Source organism: Mycolicibacterium tusciae (assembly GCF_002086795.1).
Classification (GTDB): Bacteria; Actinomycetota; Actinomycetes; order Mycobacteriales; family Mycobacteriaceae; genus Mycobacterium; species Mycobacterium tusciae.
In genome coordinates this window covers 417,744-437,197 of the sequence record NZ_MVIM01000003.1, presented here as the reverse complement: position 1 = coordinate 437,197, position 19,454 = coordinate 417,744, and the positions used below count along the sequence as shown (strand labels likewise).

The 19,454-nt window shown below is 66.3% G+C and carries 13 protein-coding genes; 7 read left to right on the top strand and 6 right to left on the bottom strand.

Annotation, left to right across the window (positions count from 1 at the left end):
• Positions 1-128 precede the first annotated feature (128 nt).
• Positions 129-1,298 (bottom strand): M20 family metallopeptidase, encoded by a 1,170-nt coding sequence (locus BST47_RS08015; protein WP_083124950.1) that lies wholly within the window; start codon positions 1,296-1,298, stop codon positions 129-131.
• Complete coding sequence (locus BST47_RS08010; protein WP_083124949.1) at positions 1,295-2,476, bottom strand: M20 family metallopeptidase; 1,182 nt, start codon at positions 2,474-2,476, stop codon at positions 1,295-1,297. The genes BST47_RS08015 and BST47_RS08010 overlap by 4 nt, the downstream gene beginning before the upstream one ends.
• A gap of 57 nt (positions 2,477-2,533) precedes the next feature.
• Here BST47_RS08010 and BST47_RS08005 point away from each other — a divergent pair, with 57 nt between their 5' ends.
• On the top strand, positions 2,534-3,328 hold the full coding sequence (locus BST47_RS08005) for a purine-nucleoside phosphorylase (protein WP_083124948.1): 795 nt from the start codon (positions 2,534-2,536) through the stop codon (positions 3,326-3,328).
• Here the strand turns inward: BST47_RS08005 and BST47_RS08000 are convergent.
• The gene (locus BST47_RS08000) at positions 3,274-4,392 is read right to left on the bottom strand and encodes an AbrB family protein (RefSeq protein WP_207568558.1); all 1,119 of its coding nucleotides are present in this window, start codon (positions 4,390-4,392) and stop codon (positions 3,274-3,276) included. The genes BST47_RS08005 and BST47_RS08000 overlap by 55 nt on opposite strands.
• An 88-nt stretch (positions 4,393-4,480) precedes the next feature.
• Here BST47_RS08000 and BST47_RS07995 point away from each other — a divergent pair, with 88 nt between their 5' ends.
• Together BST47_RS07995 and BST47_RS07990 are read left to right on the top strand one after the other, a co-directional pair.
• Positions 4,481-4,945 carry a MarR family winged helix-turn-helix transcriptional regulator gene (locus BST47_RS07995; RefSeq protein ID WP_083124947.1) on the top strand — a complete coding sequence of 155 codons (465 nt, stop codon included), beginning with the start codon at positions 4,481-4,483 and terminating at the stop codon, positions 4,943-4,945.
• Positions 4,942-6,582 carry a phospho-sugar mutase gene (locus BST47_RS07990; protein WP_083124946.1) on the top strand — a complete coding sequence of 547 codons (1,641 nt, stop codon included), beginning with the start codon at positions 4,942-4,944 and terminating at the stop codon, positions 6,580-6,582. The genes BST47_RS07995 and BST47_RS07990 overlap by 4 nt, the downstream gene beginning before the upstream one ends.
• A 13-nt stretch (positions 6,583-6,595) precedes the next feature.
• Here the strand turns inward: BST47_RS07990 and BST47_RS07985 are convergent, their stop codons facing one another.
• A complete protein-coding gene (locus tag BST47_RS07985) occupies positions 6,596-7,468 on the bottom strand; it encodes an FAD-binding protein (RefSeq protein WP_234809613.1) in 873 nt (290 codons plus the stop codon).
• 675 nt (positions 7,469-8,143) lie between these two features.
• The gene (gene upp, locus BST47_RS07980; protein ID WP_083124945.1) at positions 8,144-8,767 is read right to left on the bottom strand and encodes a uracil phosphoribosyltransferase; all 624 of its coding nucleotides are present in this window, start codon (positions 8,765-8,767) and stop codon (positions 8,144-8,146) included.
• Positions 8,768-8,815: 48 nt separating this feature from the next.
• Between upp and BST47_RS07975 the strand changes: the two genes are divergently transcribed.
• From BST47_RS07975 to BST47_RS07965, 3 genes are all read left to right on the top strand, one after another.
• Positions 8,816-9,112 carry a hypothetical protein gene (locus BST47_RS07975; RefSeq protein WP_083125131.1) on the top strand — a complete coding sequence of 99 codons (297 nt, stop codon included), beginning with the start codon at positions 8,816-8,818 and terminating at the stop codon, positions 9,110-9,112.
• Between the two features lie 2 nt (positions 9,113-9,114).
• Positions 9,115-10,197, top strand: coding sequence for a C40 family peptidase (locus tag BST47_RS07970; RefSeq protein ID WP_083124944.1), 1,083 nt, complete (start codon positions 9,115-9,117; stop codon positions 10,195-10,197).
• Positions 10,198-10,452: 255 nt separating this feature from the next.
• A complete protein-coding gene (locus BST47_RS07965; RefSeq protein ID WP_083124943.1) occupies positions 10,453-17,514 on the top strand; it encodes an Ig-like domain-containing protein in 7,062 nt (2,353 codons plus the stop codon).
• A gap of 112 nt (positions 17,515-17,626) precedes the next feature.
• On the opposite strand, the gene BST47_RS07960 is transcribed toward BST47_RS07965, so the two are convergent.
• Entirely contained in the window at positions 17,627-18,076 is a 450-nt protein-coding gene (locus tag BST47_RS07960) for an SRPBCC family protein (RefSeq protein WP_083124942.1), read from the bottom strand.
• A gap of 114 nt (positions 18,077-18,190) precedes the next feature.
• Between BST47_RS07960 and satS the strand changes: the two genes are divergently transcribed.
• Positions 18,191-19,447 carry a protein export chaperone SatS gene (gene satS / locus BST47_RS07955; RefSeq protein ID WP_083124941.1) on the top strand — a complete coding sequence of 419 codons (1,257 nt, stop codon included), beginning with the start codon at positions 18,191-18,193 and terminating at the stop codon, positions 19,445-19,447.
• The last annotated feature ends 7 nt before the right edge of the window (positions 19,448-19,454 follow it).

Genomic DNA, 19,454 nt, shown 5'->3' with positions numbered 1-19,454 from the left:
GGCCTGACGACCATCTGTGGATGGGTCGGGATTTGTGGACAGTGACAGGGGATGAGCGACCCCGAAATGCACGCGGTTACCCGCGTGTCGCCGTACAAACACGGCCGCTCGCGACAGATGGGTTGAAGCTAGAACTGCGCGGCCTGGTCGACGATGTTGACCAGGAACCGCACCCCGACCGCCATCGCGCGTTCGTCGAGGTCGAAGGTCGGCTGGTGTAGATCCAGTTGCGGCCCGCGACCCGACCACACCCCCAGCCTCGCCATCGCACCGGGCACTTCCTCGAGGTACCACGAGAAGTCCTCGCCGCCACCGGACTGGCGGGTGTCGCACAGCACCTCGGGGCCGATCGCCTCGATCGCATGGGTGACGATGCGTGTCGAGATCTCCTCGTTGACCACCGGCGGCACTCCACGCCGGTACTGCACGGTGTGATCGATGTTCAACGGTGACAGCAACGCCGTAATCGCCTCGCGCACAATGTCTTCCAGCGTTTCCCAAGTATCCCGGCTGGCCGTGCGGATGGTGCCCGCCAGGGTGCCCGTCTGCGGAATCGCGTTGGCCGCGGTGCCCGAATTGACCGCACCCCACACCATCACCGTGCTGTTGCGCGGATCTATGCGCCGGGACAGGATCCCCGGCACGCCCGTGATCAGGGTGCCTATTCCGTAGACCAGGTCGCCGGTCAGGTGCGGTCGCGACGTGTGCCCGCCGGGCGAGTGCAGCGTCACCTCGAGCTGATCGGCGGCCGAGGTGATCGGACCGGGCCGAACCGCGACCTTGCCGACGGCCAGCCGCGGATCACAGTGCAGCGCGAAGATGCGCGACACCCCCGACAACGCTCCCGCTGCGATGGCGTCGACCGCGCCGCCCGGCATCAGCTCCTCGGCGGCCTGGAAGATCAGCCGCACACCGACGGGTAGCTCCGGCACCGACGCCAGCGCCAGGGCGGTGCCCAACAGGATCGAGGTGTGCGCGTCGTGACCGCAGGCGTGAGTGACGTTGGGCACCACCGATGCGTAAGGAGCGCCGGTGCGCTCGGCCATCGGCAGCGCGTCCATATCGGCACGCAATGCAATCCTGGGCCCGTGCTCGGGTCCGAAGTCACACGTCAGACCCGTGCCGCCGGGCAGCACCTTCGGGTTGAGACCCGCGTCGGCCAGATGCGAGGCGACGAACTGGGTGGTCGCGAACTCCTGACGCCCCAACTCGGGGTGGGCGTGCATGTGGCGGCGCCATGCGACCAGGTCCGGGTAGTGGGCGTCGAGCCAGAGTTCGGTTGCGTCGCGCAGACTCATGCCGCTCGCCTCGCCTTCAGCTCGAGCACGCGATCTCTTTCGGCCGCTGTCTCGGCGAGCCTGACCACCGTACGAGCCAGCATGATCGCACCCTCGACCACCGCTGCGTCCGCGGTGGGCCCGGCCGCCGCCGCTGCGAACGCCGGTTGATGCACCGACGCACCGCCCGCGTCGATCCCGACGATCGGATGAATACCGGGCATCACCTGGGTGACGTTGCCCATGTCGGTGCTGCCCAGCGGGAAAGCCGCTTCGACCTCGGCCGGCACCGGCGTGCGGCCCACCCGCACCATCTCGTCGCGGAAGGTGTCGGCGAGCCACGAATCGGGGGCCAACTCGTCGTAGGGCGGCTCGGTCTCCGCCACCGTGTAGTCACAGCCCGTCGCGACGGCACCGGCGAGGAAGCAGTCGGACATCCGCTGCTCGAGTTCACGCAGCGACGCGGCATCGTTGGCCCGCATCGTGTACTGCATCTGGGCGTAGCCCGGAATGATGTTGGTGGCCTGTCCGCCGTCGGTGACGATGCCGTGCATCATCTGGCCGGGCGCGAGCTGCTGACGCAGCAGCCCTATCGCGACCTGCGAGACGGTGATCGCGTCGACGGCGTTGATGCCCAGGTACGGCGCCACGGCAGCGTGCGATTCTCGCCCGCGGTAGTCGACGGCGACCTGAGAGAGCGCCAGCGAACGCGCGGCCGCGATGTCCAGCGGACCGGGGTGCAGCATCACGGTGGCGACGATGTCGTCGAACGCTCCCGCGTTGAGCAGCAACACTTTCCCGCCGCCGGCCTCCTCGGCGGGAGTCCCGAGCAGCGCCACCGTCAACCCGAGCTCATCAGCCACCTCGGCCAGCGCCAGCGCCGTGCCGACCGCCGATGCGGCAATGATGTTGTGGCCGCAGGCATGTCCGATGCCGGGCAGCGCGTCGTACTCGGCGCAGATCCCGATGACCAACGGGCCACTGCCGTAGTCGGCCCTGAAGGCGGTGTCCAGGCCGCCGAGCCCCTTCGTGATCTCGAAACCGAAGTCGGCGACCAGCGCCTGCGTCTTCGCGCAGCTGCGGTGTTCGGCGAACGCGAGTTCGGGTTCGGCATGAATCGAATGCGACAGCTCGACCAGATCACTGCGGCGTCGGTTGACCGCGTCCTCGACGCAACTCGACGCGGTGGCTCTGGGCATCCTCGAAGTATCTCACTGCACCTATTGAGTGCCGATTCGACGGTTAAGCTGCCCACCGTGACGACGCCGGATGCGGTTGCCGCCGAGTCGGCGGCACAGATCCGCGCGCGCACCGGCGTCGAACAGCACGACGTCGCGATTGTCTTGGGTTCGGGCTGGGCTCCCGCGGTCGACGAACTCGGCGACCCGGTCGCGGTGGTACCGGTCGCCGAGTTGACCGGATTCACTCCACCCACGGCCGAGGGACACGGCGGCCAGATGCTCTCGCTGCACATCGGTGACCGTCGGGTGCTGGTGTTCGTCGGCAGAATTCACGCCTACGAGGGCCACGATCTGCGCCACGTCGTCCATCCGGTGCGCGCGGCGTGCGCGGCCGGTGCGCGCACGATCGTGCTGACCAACGCGGCGGGCAGCCTGCGTGAGGATTTCGCCGTCGGACAACCGGTGCTGATCAGCGACCACCTCAATCTGACGGGCCGGTCACCGCTGATCGGGGCACATTTCGTCGATATGGTCGACGCCTATTCCCCCAGGCTGCGCGCCGTCGCCCGCGAGATCGACCCGGCGCTCGCCGAGGGCGTTTATGCCGGTTTGAACGGACCCCAGTACGAGACGCCGGCCGAGATCCGGATGCTGCGCACGCTCGGGGCGGACCTTGTCGGCATGTCGACGGTGCACGAGACCGTCGCTGCGCGCGCCGCCGGCGCACAGGTCCTGGCGGTGTCGCTGGTGACCAACCTCGCGGCGGGAATGACGGGTCAGCCGCTGAGCCACGACGAAGTGTTGGCGGCGGGCCGTCAGTCCGCGACGCTGATGGGTTCCCTGCTCGCCGGGGTCATCGCCCGGCTCTGACGGGTGAGTCGGGAGTTCAGCCACACCATGCTGCGGGCCAGCAGCGGCGCGGCGAACAGCATCAGCAGGATCCGCACCACCTGCGCGGCGATGATGAACGTGACGTTGGATCCCGTCTCGACGGCGGTGGCCAATACGGCGTAGACGCCGCCGGGACTGGTGGCCAGGTAACCCTCGAGGGGGGTGAGTCCGGCGAAGTGCGCCAACACGACGCCCAGCCCGGCCGTCGCGACGCTGAGCACGACAATCAAGCCGATCGCCGTCGGCAGTAGGCGTCCGACCGCGCGCATCGCATCGCGGGTGAACGCCAGTCCGGCCTGCCACCCGATCAACGCATAGGCCAGCTGCACCAGCACCATCGGCACTGACAAGCCGAAGTCCAGGCCAGTCACCTCGAGGAGCACCGTCAGCGCCAGAGGCCCCAGCAGACCCGCGCCGGGCAGCCGGATCAGCTTGCCGACGGTGGCACCGACCAGGACGAGTGCGATGAGCATGCCGATGCTCAGATACCAAGGAGCGGAGTCGGATTGGGTCATCACCGCGCCGGGATGCGACTTGTCGGCGTGATAGACCAGCGTCACCACCACGGGCATCGACGCCGTCACCAACGCCACCCGCAGGTATTGCACCACCGACACGACGCGGTCGTCACCGCCGAGCTCACGGGCGATCGCCACCAGTCCGGACGCGCCGCCTGCCACAAGCGCCAGTGACCCCGTCAGTGGAGTGACATCGCGGTGCAACGACAGCAGCGCACCACACACGACGCTGAGCAACAGAGTGGCGACCGCAACGGCGATGACGATCGGCCAGTGTGGACCGAGCGCGTGGACGGCGTTCTGGTCGACCATCGTGCCGATGTAGACGCCGAGTACGCCCTGCGCAGCGATACCCGCCGGCCGGGGTACCCGGGTGGGGGCCAGGGACGAAAGCGCCAATGCGATGCCGACGGCAAGCGCGGCGAACAGCGCTGCCGACGGCACCCCAACCAGGGTCAGCGGGTAGGTGACAGCGACGGTCACCGCTACCAGCAGCGACCATCTGGGCAACGTTCTTATCACCATTGATTACAAGTATCCTCTTAGTAAACTCACGATGCAAACTGCGACTACTGTCGTCGACTATCGCTAATTACCAAGGTATAACTTGTATATGGACGATGCTGAGCCCGCACGCAGATCTGCTGCCACCGAGCTGCGGGAATCGATCGTCGCCGTCAATCAGCAGATGCGCCGCCACCGCCCGGATCACGGGCTGACCCTCAGCCAGATGCAACTGCTCGCAGAGGTGAGCCGCGCCGGTGTGACCACCCCGGCCGAGCTGGGCGTCCGGCTGGGCGTCCGGGTGCAGTCGCTGACGGACAGCATCAACGCGCTGGAGAGCCGTGAGCTGATCGCGCGCAGGCCCGACGAGGTCGATCGCCGCCGCCAGCTCATCGAGATCACCGCCGCAGGCGCCGAACTACTCGAGGCCGACCGCGCCGAGCGCGACGCGTGGCTCCACGCGACCATGCGCGACAATCTCTCGGAGCTCGAGTTCGACCTGGTGATGCTCGTGGCGCCGGTACTGCGCAAGCTCGCATACGCCGACTCCAAAGTGGGCACACTGAACGAATGACAGCGCGACAGTGGACCTCGACCGCCGCGCAGGAGTGGATCGCTCACGATCCCGACCCGAGGACCGTCGCCGAACTTCTCGAATGCACCGACGCCGATCTCGACGAGCGGTTCGCACATCCCCTGACGTTCGGGACCGCCGGACTGCGCGGGCCCTTGCGCGGCGGACCGAACGGAATGAACCTCGCGGTTGTGCTGCGCGCCACCTGGGCTCTGGCCAAGGTGCTCACCAACCGCGGCCTGCAGGGCCACGAGGTCGTGGTCGGCCGTGACGCCAGGCACGGCTCTGACGATTTCGCCCTTGCCGCCGCTGAAGTGCTTGCCGCTCATGGGTTTTCCCCGCAGTTGATGTTCACCGCGGTGCCCACTCCGATCGTCGCGTTCGCCGTGCGGCACGGCGGTGCGGTCGCGGGCATCCAGATCACGGCGTCACACAATCCGCCGACCGACAACGGTTACAAGGTCTACTTCGACGACGGGTTCCCCATCGTGCCACCGGTCGACCGGGAGATCGAGCAGGCGATGGCCGACGCCCCGCACGCCGACCAGATTCGCCGGCAGGCGGTCACCCCCTCGGGCGTCGACGTCGTTCAGCGCTATGTCGAACGCGCGGCCCAGGTGCGACACACCCACGGATCGATGCGACTAGCGCTCACGCCGTTGCACGGTGTCGGCGGGGAGTTCGTGCTCGACGCGATGGTTCGTGCCGGCTTCGACGACGTGCACGTCGTCGACAGTCAGTTCGCCCCCGATCCAGACTTCCCCACGGTGGCGCTACCCAACCCCGAAGAACCGGGCGCCGTGGACGCTCTGCTGAAACTGGCCGCCGACATCGACGCCGACATCGCGGTCGCGCTGGATCCCGATGCGGACCGATGCGCGGTCGGCGTACCCACACCCGACGGTTGGCGGATGCTCACCGGCGACGAAACTGGTTGGTTGCTAGGCGATTACATCCTCTCCCAGATCGAACCCGGCCCCGTCATGGCGGCCACTGTGGTGGCGAACTCGGTGGTGTCGTCGCGAATGCTCGCGGCCATCGCCGCCGGGCACGGCGCATGCCATGTGGAGACGTTGACCGGGTTCAAATGGCTGGTGCGCGCCGACCACGACCTGCCGGCCTGCACGCTGGTCTACGCGTACGAAGAGGCGATCGGGCACTGCGTAGATCCCGCATCCGTACGCGACAAGGACGGCATCAGCGCTGCGGTACTGATATGTGATCTGGTGGTCGCACTCCGGCATCGCGGTCACACGCTGCTCGATGCGCTCGATGAGTTGGCCCGCCGCCACGGAGTGCACACCACGACCACGGTGTCGCGACAGGTCGCGAATTCCGGTGAGGCCGAAGCAGTGATGGACCGGCTACGCACGGCGCCACCGGACGTACTCGCAGGATTCGACGTGACGCTCACCGATCTCCGGCACGCGACCGAGCCGCTGCGCACCGACGCGGTGGTCCTCTCGAGCGAGGACGGACCGACCACGATCCGGGTCGTCGTGCGGCCGTCGGGAACGGAGCCGAAAGTGAAGTGCTACATCGAAGTTCGCTGCGGCGACGTCCACGATCTTGGTGAGGCGCGCTCACGTGCCGAAGCGCTGGCCGCACAGCTGAGGCATCAGGCGCAGCGGTGGTGAACCGCTGGTCAGGTCACGCCAGCTGACTCTGCTGTGCGCAGAGACTCATACTCTCCGCGGTGGTCAGCAGTTCCAATCGGGCGAATCGACTTGCGTTCCTGCTCACCAGGGACAGCCGGCCATCGCGCAGGACAGACTCCGGGTGCCTGACGAGCAGGTCGTCGGCCATCGAGTTACTGGTGCCGAGCAGCACACCGCTGCTTGCCCGGACGTGGCGGATGCCGTCAGGGGTCTCGAGCACGGCGCCGACGGGCTGGCCCTCGCTGAAGAGCAGACGCTGGATGGCGCTCGACCCGTGGATCCTGACCCCTCGCTCCTTTGCCATGTCTCGCAACCAATGACGAAGCGTCATCCCAGATCGGCGAGACGGCGGGATCTCCGCGATGGCACGGGCTCTGATCATCGTGCCGTCCTGCATCCGCACCTCGGACATCGAAAGCGGTGACAACCGGCTGAAAATAAGGCCGTACGGCGAAGTCAGGCAGTCGCGCGCCCACAGCCCCATCTCGCTGCCACGGAACGGCGGGACGGCCCCATACCGGTCGATGCTCGCATCCTCGAACGATTCGACGGAACCGATCGGCAGGTGACCCTGCGCATGTGATCGGCGTGGCGATCCCAGGTCATGGGTGAGCTCATGGAGGTAGCCGGCCGTCGGTCCGTCGAACTCCTCGACGCCCCAATGCCGCTGGATCACGGTGACCCACGATTCGGCGTCGGCGTCGACCGCCTGCGACAACCGTCGACGCGGCTCCGCCACGAACACGGATAGGCCCTCATCCGCCGCCGCGATGGCCGCAGCCAGGCCGGCACTGCCCGATCCGATACAGACGATGTCGACGAGTTCGCTGTTGAACATGGTCATGAGCTCCATCTCGGCACTCACGGCGCGACCGCGACACGGTCGACCACTACGCCGGCGCCCTGTGCAAAATCGACGCATCTGCACACTTTCAGCAACGCATTCCCCTACCGATTTAGTCACTAGCTGGCTACGCCGTTACCGCGTCTCGTTTCTGAACAGAAACTGCGAGTCAGACAAATTCATTGCTATGCGCGGAGGCTAACAGTTAGCCAGTCTTGCCGCACTGCGCTGTGACGAACTCAACTCGACCGCCGGGACGCCGTGGGTGACACCCCTCAGCACCTCACGCGCGGACCAAGGTTAGCCAGGCCAGGAAATCGATGCAATACCGATGCGCCAGGAAAGCCTCGCGGCAATCCCTTATTTACGTGCAAGAATATTGCCATTGGTTACTGGCAGTTTCGATTTATCGCCGCTTGACCGCATGCTATCGCCGCAACCGATGTCAGCCGCGGCCAAGCAGTACGGCTGTCACGCAAACATGTCCTCATAGCGGGTCCAGCATGACGCAGCTACCGCAAGAGACGTCATAACGGATTTTTAGCAAAGCGAAATAGCACGAAATTCGAGATGCCGCAGCGCTGGGTCAGAATTCCCAAACGTGGGAAAGATTACGACTTTATAGCCAATTGTTTAGTGACCGACGGTAAAGGCTTTCCGCTAATCCTCACGGTTCGGCGCGCAGCCCGTAGGCGGCTAACGCGGCCCGAACTGTCGGTCCCCCGCGTCGCCGAGGCCGGGAACGATATAGGCGATGTCGTTGAGTCGTTCGTCGATCGTCGCGGTGAACAGACGCAGATCCGGGGCCACGCTTTCCAGCGCCGCGAGGCCCTCGGGTGCGACCACGACGCAGATGGCCGTCACATCAACCACATTGCGGGCCTGTAGCAGTTTGATCGTGTGGGCCATCGAACCACCGGTGGCCAGCATCGGGTCTAGCACGATGACAGGTTGGGTGCTCAGATCGTCGGGCAGCGACTCCAAATACGGTGTGGGTTGGTGTGTTGTCTCGTCGCGAGCGACGCCGACGAAGCCGACACGCGCCTCCGGGATCAACGCGTGTGCCTGGTCGACCATGCCGAGGCCGGCTCGCAGGACGGGGACGAGCAGCGGCGGATTGGCCAGCCGGTGCCCGGTGGTCTCCGCGAGCGGGGTGCGGACCGTGACGGTTTCGGTGGCGGAGTCACGGGTGGCCTCGTAGACCAACATCAGGGTGAGGTCGCGCAGCGCCGCCCGGAACGCCGCGTTGTCGGTATTGGCGTCGCGCAGCGTGGTCAGCCTCGCCGCGGCGAGCGGATGGTCGATGACACGAACGTCCATGCGCGCACATTAGTGGAACCGATCGGGCCCGGAGGCCGTCATAAGCGCATGTTCGCCGATACCGATGCGATACGTGCGCTGGGATCCGCCAACTCAGCTCACGCCGACGACCTCGCCGACGTTGCCGCCACGCTGTCTTCGCTGCCGATTGCGGCATCCGGACGGTCTCTGGGACCCGTCGGCGCCGGCTTCCTGTCCGCCCTGACCGAGGCCGTGGCCGACGGATCCCGCGCGGCCGCCACACTCAGCGAGCGACTGTGGGCGTCGGATGCCGCGGCGTACGCCGTTGCGTCCGCTTACGACTCGGCCGACAGCACCGCGGGCACCCGCATCGCGGACGCCTGACCATGACCGGCGCTCTGGTCGCTGCGCTGACGGCACCACTGCGAGCGGTGCAGTCGATGGTCGGTCCGGGATGGTCCGGAGATACTGCTGCCGAGCCAGTCGCGGCACTGGCCCGGGCGCGAGACGCGCTTTCCGACATATCGGCGGCGACCAGACGGTCGTGGCGTCAGACCGAATGGACCGGGGCGGGCGCCGACGGGGCAGCTGCCTTCATGGCGAGGACGCAGTCGGCCATCGACAGCTTGGCCGATCGTGCCGACCGGATGAATGCGGTGGCAAGCACCGCCGGGGCCGCAGTGACACGCGCGCATGAGCGGCTGCGCGACATCATCGAGGACTTCGAATCGCGCGCCGCAGCCCTGGAGCCGTTCCTGGATTCACCCGAGGTCGTCGCGGCGCTGCGGGCCGAGGCGCAGCGGTCGCTCGCCGACGCCCTCTCAGTGGTCGAGGAACTTCAGGCCGAGCTGGACGAGCACGCCTCGGCACTGGCCCGCCCGTCGGCTCCGCCAGCGGCATCAACGGCACCGTCCGGGATCGGGTCGGCAATGCCGTCGATGGGCTCGGGAATGGGCGGAGCTGCGCCGATGAGCCCCTTGTCCGGTGACACCTCGGGTTCGGGTTTCGGTGATCTGGCTTCGCTGTTCAAGCCGGATCCGCCGGCATCGTTACCGGAAGCCGGTGTCTTCGGCGACGGCGTCGCGATCCGGCTCCCCGATGGCAGCACCGCCACGGCGCCGAATGCGACGGCGGCCAGCGCTGTCCGCCATGCTCTGACGCAGCTGGGAGTGCCGTACGACTGGGGCGGCACGACGCCGGGAATCGGTTTGGACTGCAGCGGACTCACCCAGTGGGCGTATTCCGAAGCGGGACTGAGTCTTCCGCGACTGGCACAGGAGCAAGACGTGGGAGCGCCTGTCGCGGCAGGCAATTTGCGGCCGGGCGACCTCGCCGTGTGGGATGGCCATGTCGCGATGATCGTCGGCAACGGCCAGATGGTCGAGGCCGGCGACCCGGTGCAACTGTCGCCGATCCGGGCCACGAATGCCGGTCAGGGCTTCCAGGGCTTCTGGCGGCCGACGGCGTGACGACGCGTCCAGGGCATCGTCTTGCTACCGGCGGCGTGGCCGCGATGACTGGCCCCGCCGCGTGCGAGTGCCTCGGCGAGGTCGCGAAGACGGCGCCAAGGCCAATCTTGCCCCGAAGGACGCGGGTTTCGGCTAGGCTTTGACGGCACAGTTAATTTGCTGTCTCCTTTACTGGCGACGCGATCGGGCTGGCACCGACCGAAACCTCATCGACCCTGGTTTCGCGGCGACCTCTGGGTCGTCAGGGATGCTGACATGGGTCATGCGATGTATATCGGTCGGGTTGGTGCGTTGGCCGTGGCGTTGGGTGTCGGGGTCGCAGCGGCGACCGGATTCGGCATCGGCAGCCCAGCGGTGGCATGGGCCGAGGACGGTACGCAATCCTCGGACAACGCGCCAGACACTGCCAATGACTCTGCCGATGCCCCATCAAACGATCCGTCCGGTCCCGCCGACACCGTCATCAATACCGCTGTGCCGCAGACCACTCCGGACAGCGCGCCGGCACAGGGCCCCACGACCGGCACCGGGCCCACAGTGCCGGAGATGAACTTCTCCAACACCGGCGGCGCGCACCTATCCGGTCTGGACGAAGACTCCGACCGCGACGAGGACGCCGATCCAGGCGAGGACGCCGAGCAGGGCGCCACCACCCCGACCCCGATCGTGCAAACCCCCCAGACGCCAGTAACGCAGGCGGAGACCCCTCCGCCGGCCGCGGCTATCGACACCGCGGTCGTGACACCCGAGCCGCCGACCGACGACCTACTCCCACCCGCCGACACCAACGGCCGCACCCTGATCGGGGATCCCACCGGCCCCACCGACCAAGGCAGTGACGCGGACGCCGGGCAGTTCAGCGTCGGGCAGCCCAGCGCCCGCACGATGAGCACGTTGACCGTCGAAGACCCCGCAGCACCGCAGATGTTCACCACCGCCGGGCCGCTCACCCCAGCCCCCACGCCGCTGACCGCTCAGCCAGCCAATCTGATCGACGCGCTATCAGGGGCGCCGGCGGCGCTGGCCAACATCGCCATCACCGCGATCAACACACTTCTGACGTCAATCTTCTCGCCAGGCCCGGCCACCCCCGCCCCGCCGATGATGCTGTTCATCGTGCTCGGGTGGGTGCAACGCGAACTGCAACGCAGCTTCTTCAATAAGTCTCCCACCGCGGTGCTCGATACGATCACCACCTCTGAAGACACCGGCGTGAATATTGCGGTGCTGGCCAACGACATTGATGCCGACGTGAGTGCCCCGGTCGCCGGCCTGCCCGGCGGCGACGTGCTGACCGTGACCGATTACACCCAACCCGCCCACGGCTCGGTGGTGCTCAACGAGGACAGCACGTTCACCTACACCCCGAACGCCAATTACACCGGCACCGACAGCTTCAGCTACACCGTCTCCGACGAAGCCAGCCCCTGGCACGTCCACGGCCTCGATGGTCTGTCCTTCGGCGGCGGACACACCTCCACCACCAACGCCACCATCACCATCACCCCCGTCGACGACACCCCAACCGCCATCGACGACGGCCCGATCAGCGTCGCCGAGGACAGCGGTCCCACCCTGATCCAGGTGTTGGCCAACGACACCGACGCCGATGCCGGACCCATCAAGGTGCAGAGCGTCACCGACCCCGCCGGCGGCTCGGTGACCTTCACCGACACCACGGTCACCTACACCCCCGACGCCGACTTCAACGGCACCGACACCTTCACCTACACCCTCAACGGCGAATCGACCGCCACCGTCACCGTCACCGTCACCGCAGTCGACGACAACCCGGTGGCCAATCCGGATTTCCCCACGACAGACGAAGACAGCGCCTTCATCTTCGACGCCCTGTACAACGACACCGACATCGACGCCGGCCCCAAAGAAATCACCGCAGTCACCCAGCCCACCAACGGCACTGCTGCCGTCATCGGCGAGGGCGCCGCCATCATCTACACCCCCGATGCCGACTTCAACGGCACCGACACCTTCACCTACACCCTCAACGGCGGCTCCACCGCCACCGTCACCTTCACCGTCATCGCCGTCGACGACAACCCGGTCGCAGTCAACGACACCGCCACCATCACCGAAGACAGCCCCACCGCCACCATCGACGTACTAGCCAACGACACCGACCCCGACGCCGGCCCCAAACAGATCACCGCGGTCACCCAACCCACCGCAGGCACCGTCACCTTCACCGACACCACGCTGACCTACACACCCAACCCGGACGCGTTCACCACCACCGCCCCCGACACCTTCACCTACACCCTCAACGGCGGCTCCACCGCCACCGTCGCCGTCACCATCACCGCCGTAAACGAGGCCGCCCCCGTCATCGAGCAAGTGACGTCCACGCCGGGGGTCGGTAACACCTGGGTCGTGTCGGTGACCGCGAGTGATATCGACGGCGACGCGATATCGACCACGGTGACCGCCGCCGATGCCACCATCCCGGTCACGGTGACCCCACTGCCCGGCGGCGGCTTCCAGGTGGTCGCCGACCCAACCTGGGCGGCCGCCAATCCCGGCGCCCTCGTGCCGGTCACCGTCACTGTCACCGATACCCACGGCACCAGTTCCACCGACACCAGAGACATCGGCACCGCCAACAACGTAACCGCCGTCGGTCTGAACAATGCCGGTCAGCTCAACATCCCGGCACTGCCCGCCGGGGTCACCTATACCGAGGTGGGTGCCGGCCGCCTTCACACCGTGTTGCTGCGCTCCGACGGCACCGCCGTCGCCGTCGGTTTCAACTATTACGGTCAGACGAACATCCCCCCGCTGCCGGAAGGCGTCACCTACACGAAGGTCTTCGATTCCGACGGCGGCGCCGATCACACGGTGTTGCTGCGCTCCGACGGCACCGCCGTGACCCTCGGCGGACCCGCGATCCCGGAGCTGCCCGACGGCGTCACCTACACCCAGGTGGCGGCCAGCGTGACTCACACGGTGTTGCTGCGCTCCGACGGCACCGCCGTCACCATCGGCGGCCCCGCCATCCCCGAACTGCCGACGGGAGTCGAATACACCCAGGTTGCCGCCGGCGGCAGTGGCAACGCCGGTTACCACACAGTGCTGCTGCGCTCCGACGGCACCGCCGTGGGCGTCGGCAGCAACAGCTCCGGGCAGATCAACATCCCGGCACTGCCGACCGGGGTCAAGTACACCCAGGTGGCCGCCGGCGTCTTCGGCAACACGGTGCTGCTGCGCTCCGACGGCACCGCAGTGGGTATCGGCCAGACCTTCGGCGGGCTGCTCAACATCCCGGCGCCGCCAGCCGGGGTCGCCTACACCCAAGTCGACGTCGCCATCAACTACACGGTGTTGTTGCGCTCCGACGGCACCGTCATCGGTGTCGGCGGCGACTTCTCGGACTCCGGCGGGGAGAACATCCCGGCGCTCCCGGCCGGAGTGACCTACACGCAGGTCGCCGCGGGCGTGGGTCACACAGTCCTGATGTCCTCGACCACCGCCATCCCCGTCAACGATCCGCCGGTCGCGGTGGACGACGCGGCAACCGTCGCCGAGGGCGCCAGCACCACCATCGCGCTCACCGCCAACGACACCGACGTCGACGGCGGTATCAACCCGGCGACGGTCGTCATCACCGGACAGCCCACCGCCGGAAGTGTCACCGTCAACCCCAACGGCACCGTCAGCTACGCCTCCAACGGCACCGAGGTGACGTCCGACAGCTTCACGTACCGGGTCAACGATGTCGACGGCGCCACCAGCAACGAAGCCATCGTCACCATCACCGTCACCGCCGTCGACGACGCACCGGTCGCGATCCCCGACGCCGCCACCGTCGCCGAGGACAGCACCGGCACCGTCATCCAGGTGTTGGCCAACGACACCGACATCGACGCCGGACTGAAAACGGTAGTAGAGGTCACGGATCCCGCCAATGGCACGACAGTCCCTGCCGCCGACGGCAGCTCCATCACCTACACCCCCGACGCCAACTTCAGCGGCACCGACACCTTCAGCTACACCCTCAACGGCGGCTCCACCGCCACCGTCACGGTTACTGTCATCGCGGCCGACTCCCCCCCAGTCGCCGCCAACGACATCGCCACCGTCGCTCAGAACAGAGTGACCACGCTGAATGTGCTGGCCAACGACACCGACGTGGACGGTGGCGCCAAACAAGTGCAAAGCGTCACCGATCCCGCCCACGGCACCGCAGTCATCACTGCCGGAGGCACCGGCGTCACCTACACCCCCGACGCCGACTTCAACGGCACCGACACCTTCACCTACACCCTCAACGGGGCTTCCACCGCCACTGTCACGGTCACGGTCATCCAGGCCACCGTCAGCGACACCATCAACCTCGCCGGTGAAAGTCCTGCCGGGATGGTGCTCAGCCTCGACGGCACACGCCTCTACGTCGCCCAACGCTCGCCCAGCTCGGTCGCGGTGATCGACACCGAAACCAACACCGTGATCCAGAACATCCCAGTCAACGGGGGTTCTTTCGGCATGGCACTCAGCCCGGACGGTAGACGGCTCGCTGTAAGCGGCAGTGGAACGGTGACAATAATCAACACCGAAACCAACACCGTCACTGGGACCACATTGTTCAGCGGCGACGCGTTGGGGGTGACATTCGTGGACACGGCTAACGGGCAGCGTGTATACGTGACGGGCACTTCCGATGTAAAGGTGATCAACCCCTATACGAACACCGTGGTACAGACCATCCCCGTCGGGGTCGGTCCCCGCGCGATGGCGGCGAGCGCCGACGGTCGGCGCGTCTACGTCGGGCTGCTCGGCAACCAGAGCAGTCCCGGCCAGGTGGCGGTGATCGACACGACTACCAACACGGTCGTCGACACCGACGACGACCCGACCAACGGCACCACGAACATCACCGTGGGCGCCTCGCCAATTTCGATCGCGGTCAGCGGCGACCGGGTCTACGTCCTCAACCTGAACTCGCATTCGGTGAGCGTCATCGACGCAGCGACCAACGCTCTTGTCGACACCGACAACGATCCGACCAACGGCATTACGTCCATCCCCCTTGGCGGCTTCAGCACTCGGGTAGCTCTAGCGGTCAGTCCCGATGGCTCGCTCCTATACGTCGCAGAACAAAACGCCGCCCAGGTACAGGTGTTCGACATCGCGAGATCCGCCGCGGTGCTGAGCCTGATTGCCGGCTCCCCGAGCGTGTCCAGCGTCGGAATATTGGCACATCCCGACGGCCAGCGCGTTTACGTCGCAGGCGGGAGGGTCGGTGCACCCGGAAAGGTGACCGAGGTCACGGTGGCTGCGACCGCCAACAACCCACCGGTGGCGGTCAACAACGCCTACTCGACCAGCGAGGACTCTGCGCTCGTCGTCACCGGACCCGGGGTGCTGGGCAACGACACCGACACCGAGAACAACCCGTTGACCGCCGTGAAGGTCAGCAACCCCGCGCATGGGACGGTCACGTTCAACCCCAACGGATCGTTCACGTACAGCCCCACCGCCAACTACAACGGCCCCGACTCGTTCACCTACAAGGTCAACGACGGCGCCCTCGACAGCAACGTCGCCACGGTCAACATCACGGTCGACCCCGTCAACGACGCCCCAGCCGCGACCAACGACTCGTACAGCACCAACGAAGACACCGCCCTCGTCGTCACCGGATCTGGCGTGCTGGGCAACGACACCGACGCCGAGAACAACCCGTTGACCGCCGTCAAGGTCACCGACCCCGCCCACGGAACCGTCACGCTCAACGCCAACGGATCGTTCACCTACACCCCGACGGCCAACTACAACGGGCCCGACTCGTTCACCTACAAGGTCAACGACGGCGCATTGGACAGCAACGTCGCCACCGTGAACATCACGGTCAATGCGGCCAACGTCGCGCCGACCGCGGCCAACGACGCCTACACCGCCATCGAGGACACCACGCTGGTGATCGCCGGAGCCGGCGTGCTGGCCAACGACACCGACCCCAACGGCAACCCGTTGACCGCCGTGAAGGTCACCGACCCCGCCCACGGAACCGTCACGTTCAACCCCAACGGATCGTTCACGTACAGCCCCACCGCCAACTACAACGGGCCCGACTCGTTCACCTACAAGGTCAACGACGGCACCCTCGACAGCGACACGGCCACCGTGACCATCACAGTCAATGCGGTCAACGACGCCCCAGCCGCGACCGACGACGCGTACAGCACCAACGAGGACACCCCGCTCGTCATCACCGGTGCCGGCGTGCTGGGCAACGACACCGATGTCGAGGGCAACCCGTTGACCGCCGTGAAGGTCGCCGATCCCCTGCACGGGACGGTCACGCTCAACCCCAACGGATCGTTCACCTACACCCCCGCGGCCAACTACTCCGGGTCAGACTCATTCACCTACACGGCCAACGACGGGACGCTGAACAGCAACGTCACCACCGTGAACGTCACCGTCAACCCCGTCAACGACGCCCCCGTCGGCACCTCCGACTCCTACACCCTGGCCGAGGACACCACGCTGACCATCCCCGCCCCTGGGCTGCTCGCCAACGACTTTGACGCCGAAGGCCCCCTGGCTATCAGCAACCGCACCTCGGTGTCGCATGGCACGATCGAAGTCTTGTCGAACGGTGCCTTCACCTACACGCCGACGGCCAACTACAACGGCACCGACTCCTTCACCTACCGAGTGTCCGACGGCACCGTGACCTCGGCGCCCATCACAGTGAACTTCACCATCACCCCCGTCGACGACCCCGACAACGCCCCCCCGGTGGGCAACACCGACGCCTACACCACCGCCGAGGACACCACGCTGACCATCCCCGCCCCCGGACTGCTCACAAACGACACCGACGCCAACGGCCAGCAGCTGCTCATCACCGATGCGATCGCGCCAACGCACGGAACTCTTGCAATCAACCCTGATGGCTCGTTCACCTACACGCCGTCGCTGAATTACAACGGCCCCGACTCCTTCAGCTACCAAGTCTCCGACGGCATCGACAAATCGGCGTCGACGACGGTGAACATCACCGTCACTCCGGTCAACGACGCGCCGGTGATCAACAACGACACGATCCCCTTCCCCAAGAACGGCTTCATCGGCTTCAGCCTGCAAAACAGATCATCCGACGTCGACAACGACACCCTGACCGCAACGCTGATCAGCGGCACCACGCACGGCGAACTGTTCTTCGACGGCGTCCAACGCGTGTTCACCTACAAGCCCAACACCGACTACGTCGGTGAGGACTCCTTCACCTACAAGGTCAACGACGGGACCGTCGACAGCCCGATTGCCACGGTCACCTTGAACGTCAGCTGAGCGAAGCCCTGAAACCGCCAGTGTCCGAGAGCTATTCGCGCTCTTGCAAGCCCCGAACCGGCAACGCAGGCCAAGGCTTTCAGGGGGTCTGGCAACCCACCGCGTGAACAAATCAGGCTTCGACGACGGCCTTGATGCGTTCGAGCGTTGTCCGCATATCACGCAGGTTCCGTCGCTTGCGGAGGTAGAAGAGGAACTCCAGCGGCCGCAAGACCGGCGATTCGATGGTCCGGAAGGACTCGGTAACGTCGGTTCCGCGACCGCTAGGGGCGAAGGCGTAGTGCCAGTTGTTCACAGCGCGGTCGCCGACCAACACGGCAAAACCGAATTCTCTACCCGGCTCGCACGCCGTCACCCGGCACGTCGACCAGTACACGGGGCCGATCTCATTGCGCTTGACATGACCGCGGAATCGAGCCCCCAGGGCGGGCTCGGTCACTCCGTCGAGCCATTCGGAATCGAACACCTCCGGCGAAAATTTGCCGGTATTGCGGACATCGGCGACCAGCTTCCAGATGTCCAGTGGCGAAGCTTCGATATGGACTGTCACCGCTCCGTGCATCAGGAGATCGTACGCGCGCGCAGGAAAGCCAGATCGGGCCGAACGCGGGTTCCGGCTGTGTTCCTACTGACGGCGAACGCCTCACCCTCAAACGCGGTGGCTATTCTGTGCGCCATGGCTGCTGACATCGTGCCGATCCGGCTTGGGCTGACCAAGGGCGACCTCTACACGCTATGGGCGCCGCGGTGGCGCGACGAGGGCGATGAGTGGGAGGCGTTTCTCGGCAAGGACGAGGATCTCTATGTTTTTGAAACGGTGGCTGACCTGGTCGCGTTCGTCAGGACCAACAAGGACAACGACCTCGCCGACCATCCCGCCTGGGAAAAGCTCACTCAGGCAAACGCGCACCGGCTGAACCCCACCGAGGAGCGGCAGTACGACGTCGTCGGTGTCCCGGAGCTGGCCGCGGAGAAGCCCAGCGACGAGACCGTGACGCAGTTGCACCGGTCGCTGGCCATCGCATCGTCCATCGGATCGGTCTGCGAGCTCCCCGCGATCAGCAAGTTCTTCAACGGCAACCCGGGGCTCAGCCAGCTCGGCGGCGGAGTCGACGCGTTCTCAGGCCGCTCCGGCCGCAAGCGGTGGGCCGAGATCGAGTCGGCGATCGGTCGCAGCTGGGACAACGTCGTCGATGCCATCGACGAGCTCATCAGCACCCCCGATGTCGACGCCGCGGCTGCTGAGAAGGCTGCCGAGGAACTGGCCGAGGACGCTCCCGAACTCGAGGAGGAGGTTGTCGACGAGGTCGACGAGACCGGCGAGGACGACGTCGAGGAGACCGACGAACTCGAGGACCACGCCGGCGGTGCGGTGCTCGGCAGCGACGACGACTTCTGGGTCAAGGTCGGCATCGACCCGGTGCGGATCATGACCACCGGCGGTACGTACTACACCCTGCGGTGCTACCTCGACGATCAGCCTGTCTTCCTCGGTCGCAACGGCCGCATCAGCGTGTTCGGATCCGAGCGTGCATTGGCGCGGTATCTGGCCGACGAGCACGACCACGACATTTCAAACCTGGCCACATACGACGACATCCGCACGGCCGCCAACGATGGGTCGCTGCGCGTGAACGTCGCCGACGAGAACGTGTACGTACTCACCGAGATCGTCGACTATCTCGCCGAAGGACCCGACGCGATCGACCGTGACCAGCTGGACCTGGCCGTCGAATTGCTCAGGGACGTGGGCGACTACGCCGAGGACACCGTGGTCGAGGAGTCCCTGGACGCCGACCAGCCGCTGGGCAAGATCGTTTCGTACGTGCTGGATCCGGAAAATGTCCGGAAACCGACACCCCCGTACGCGAAGGCGGTTGCACAGTGGGAGTCGCTGGAAGCCTTCCTCGAATCGCGGCTCCGCGCCGAATAGAACGAAT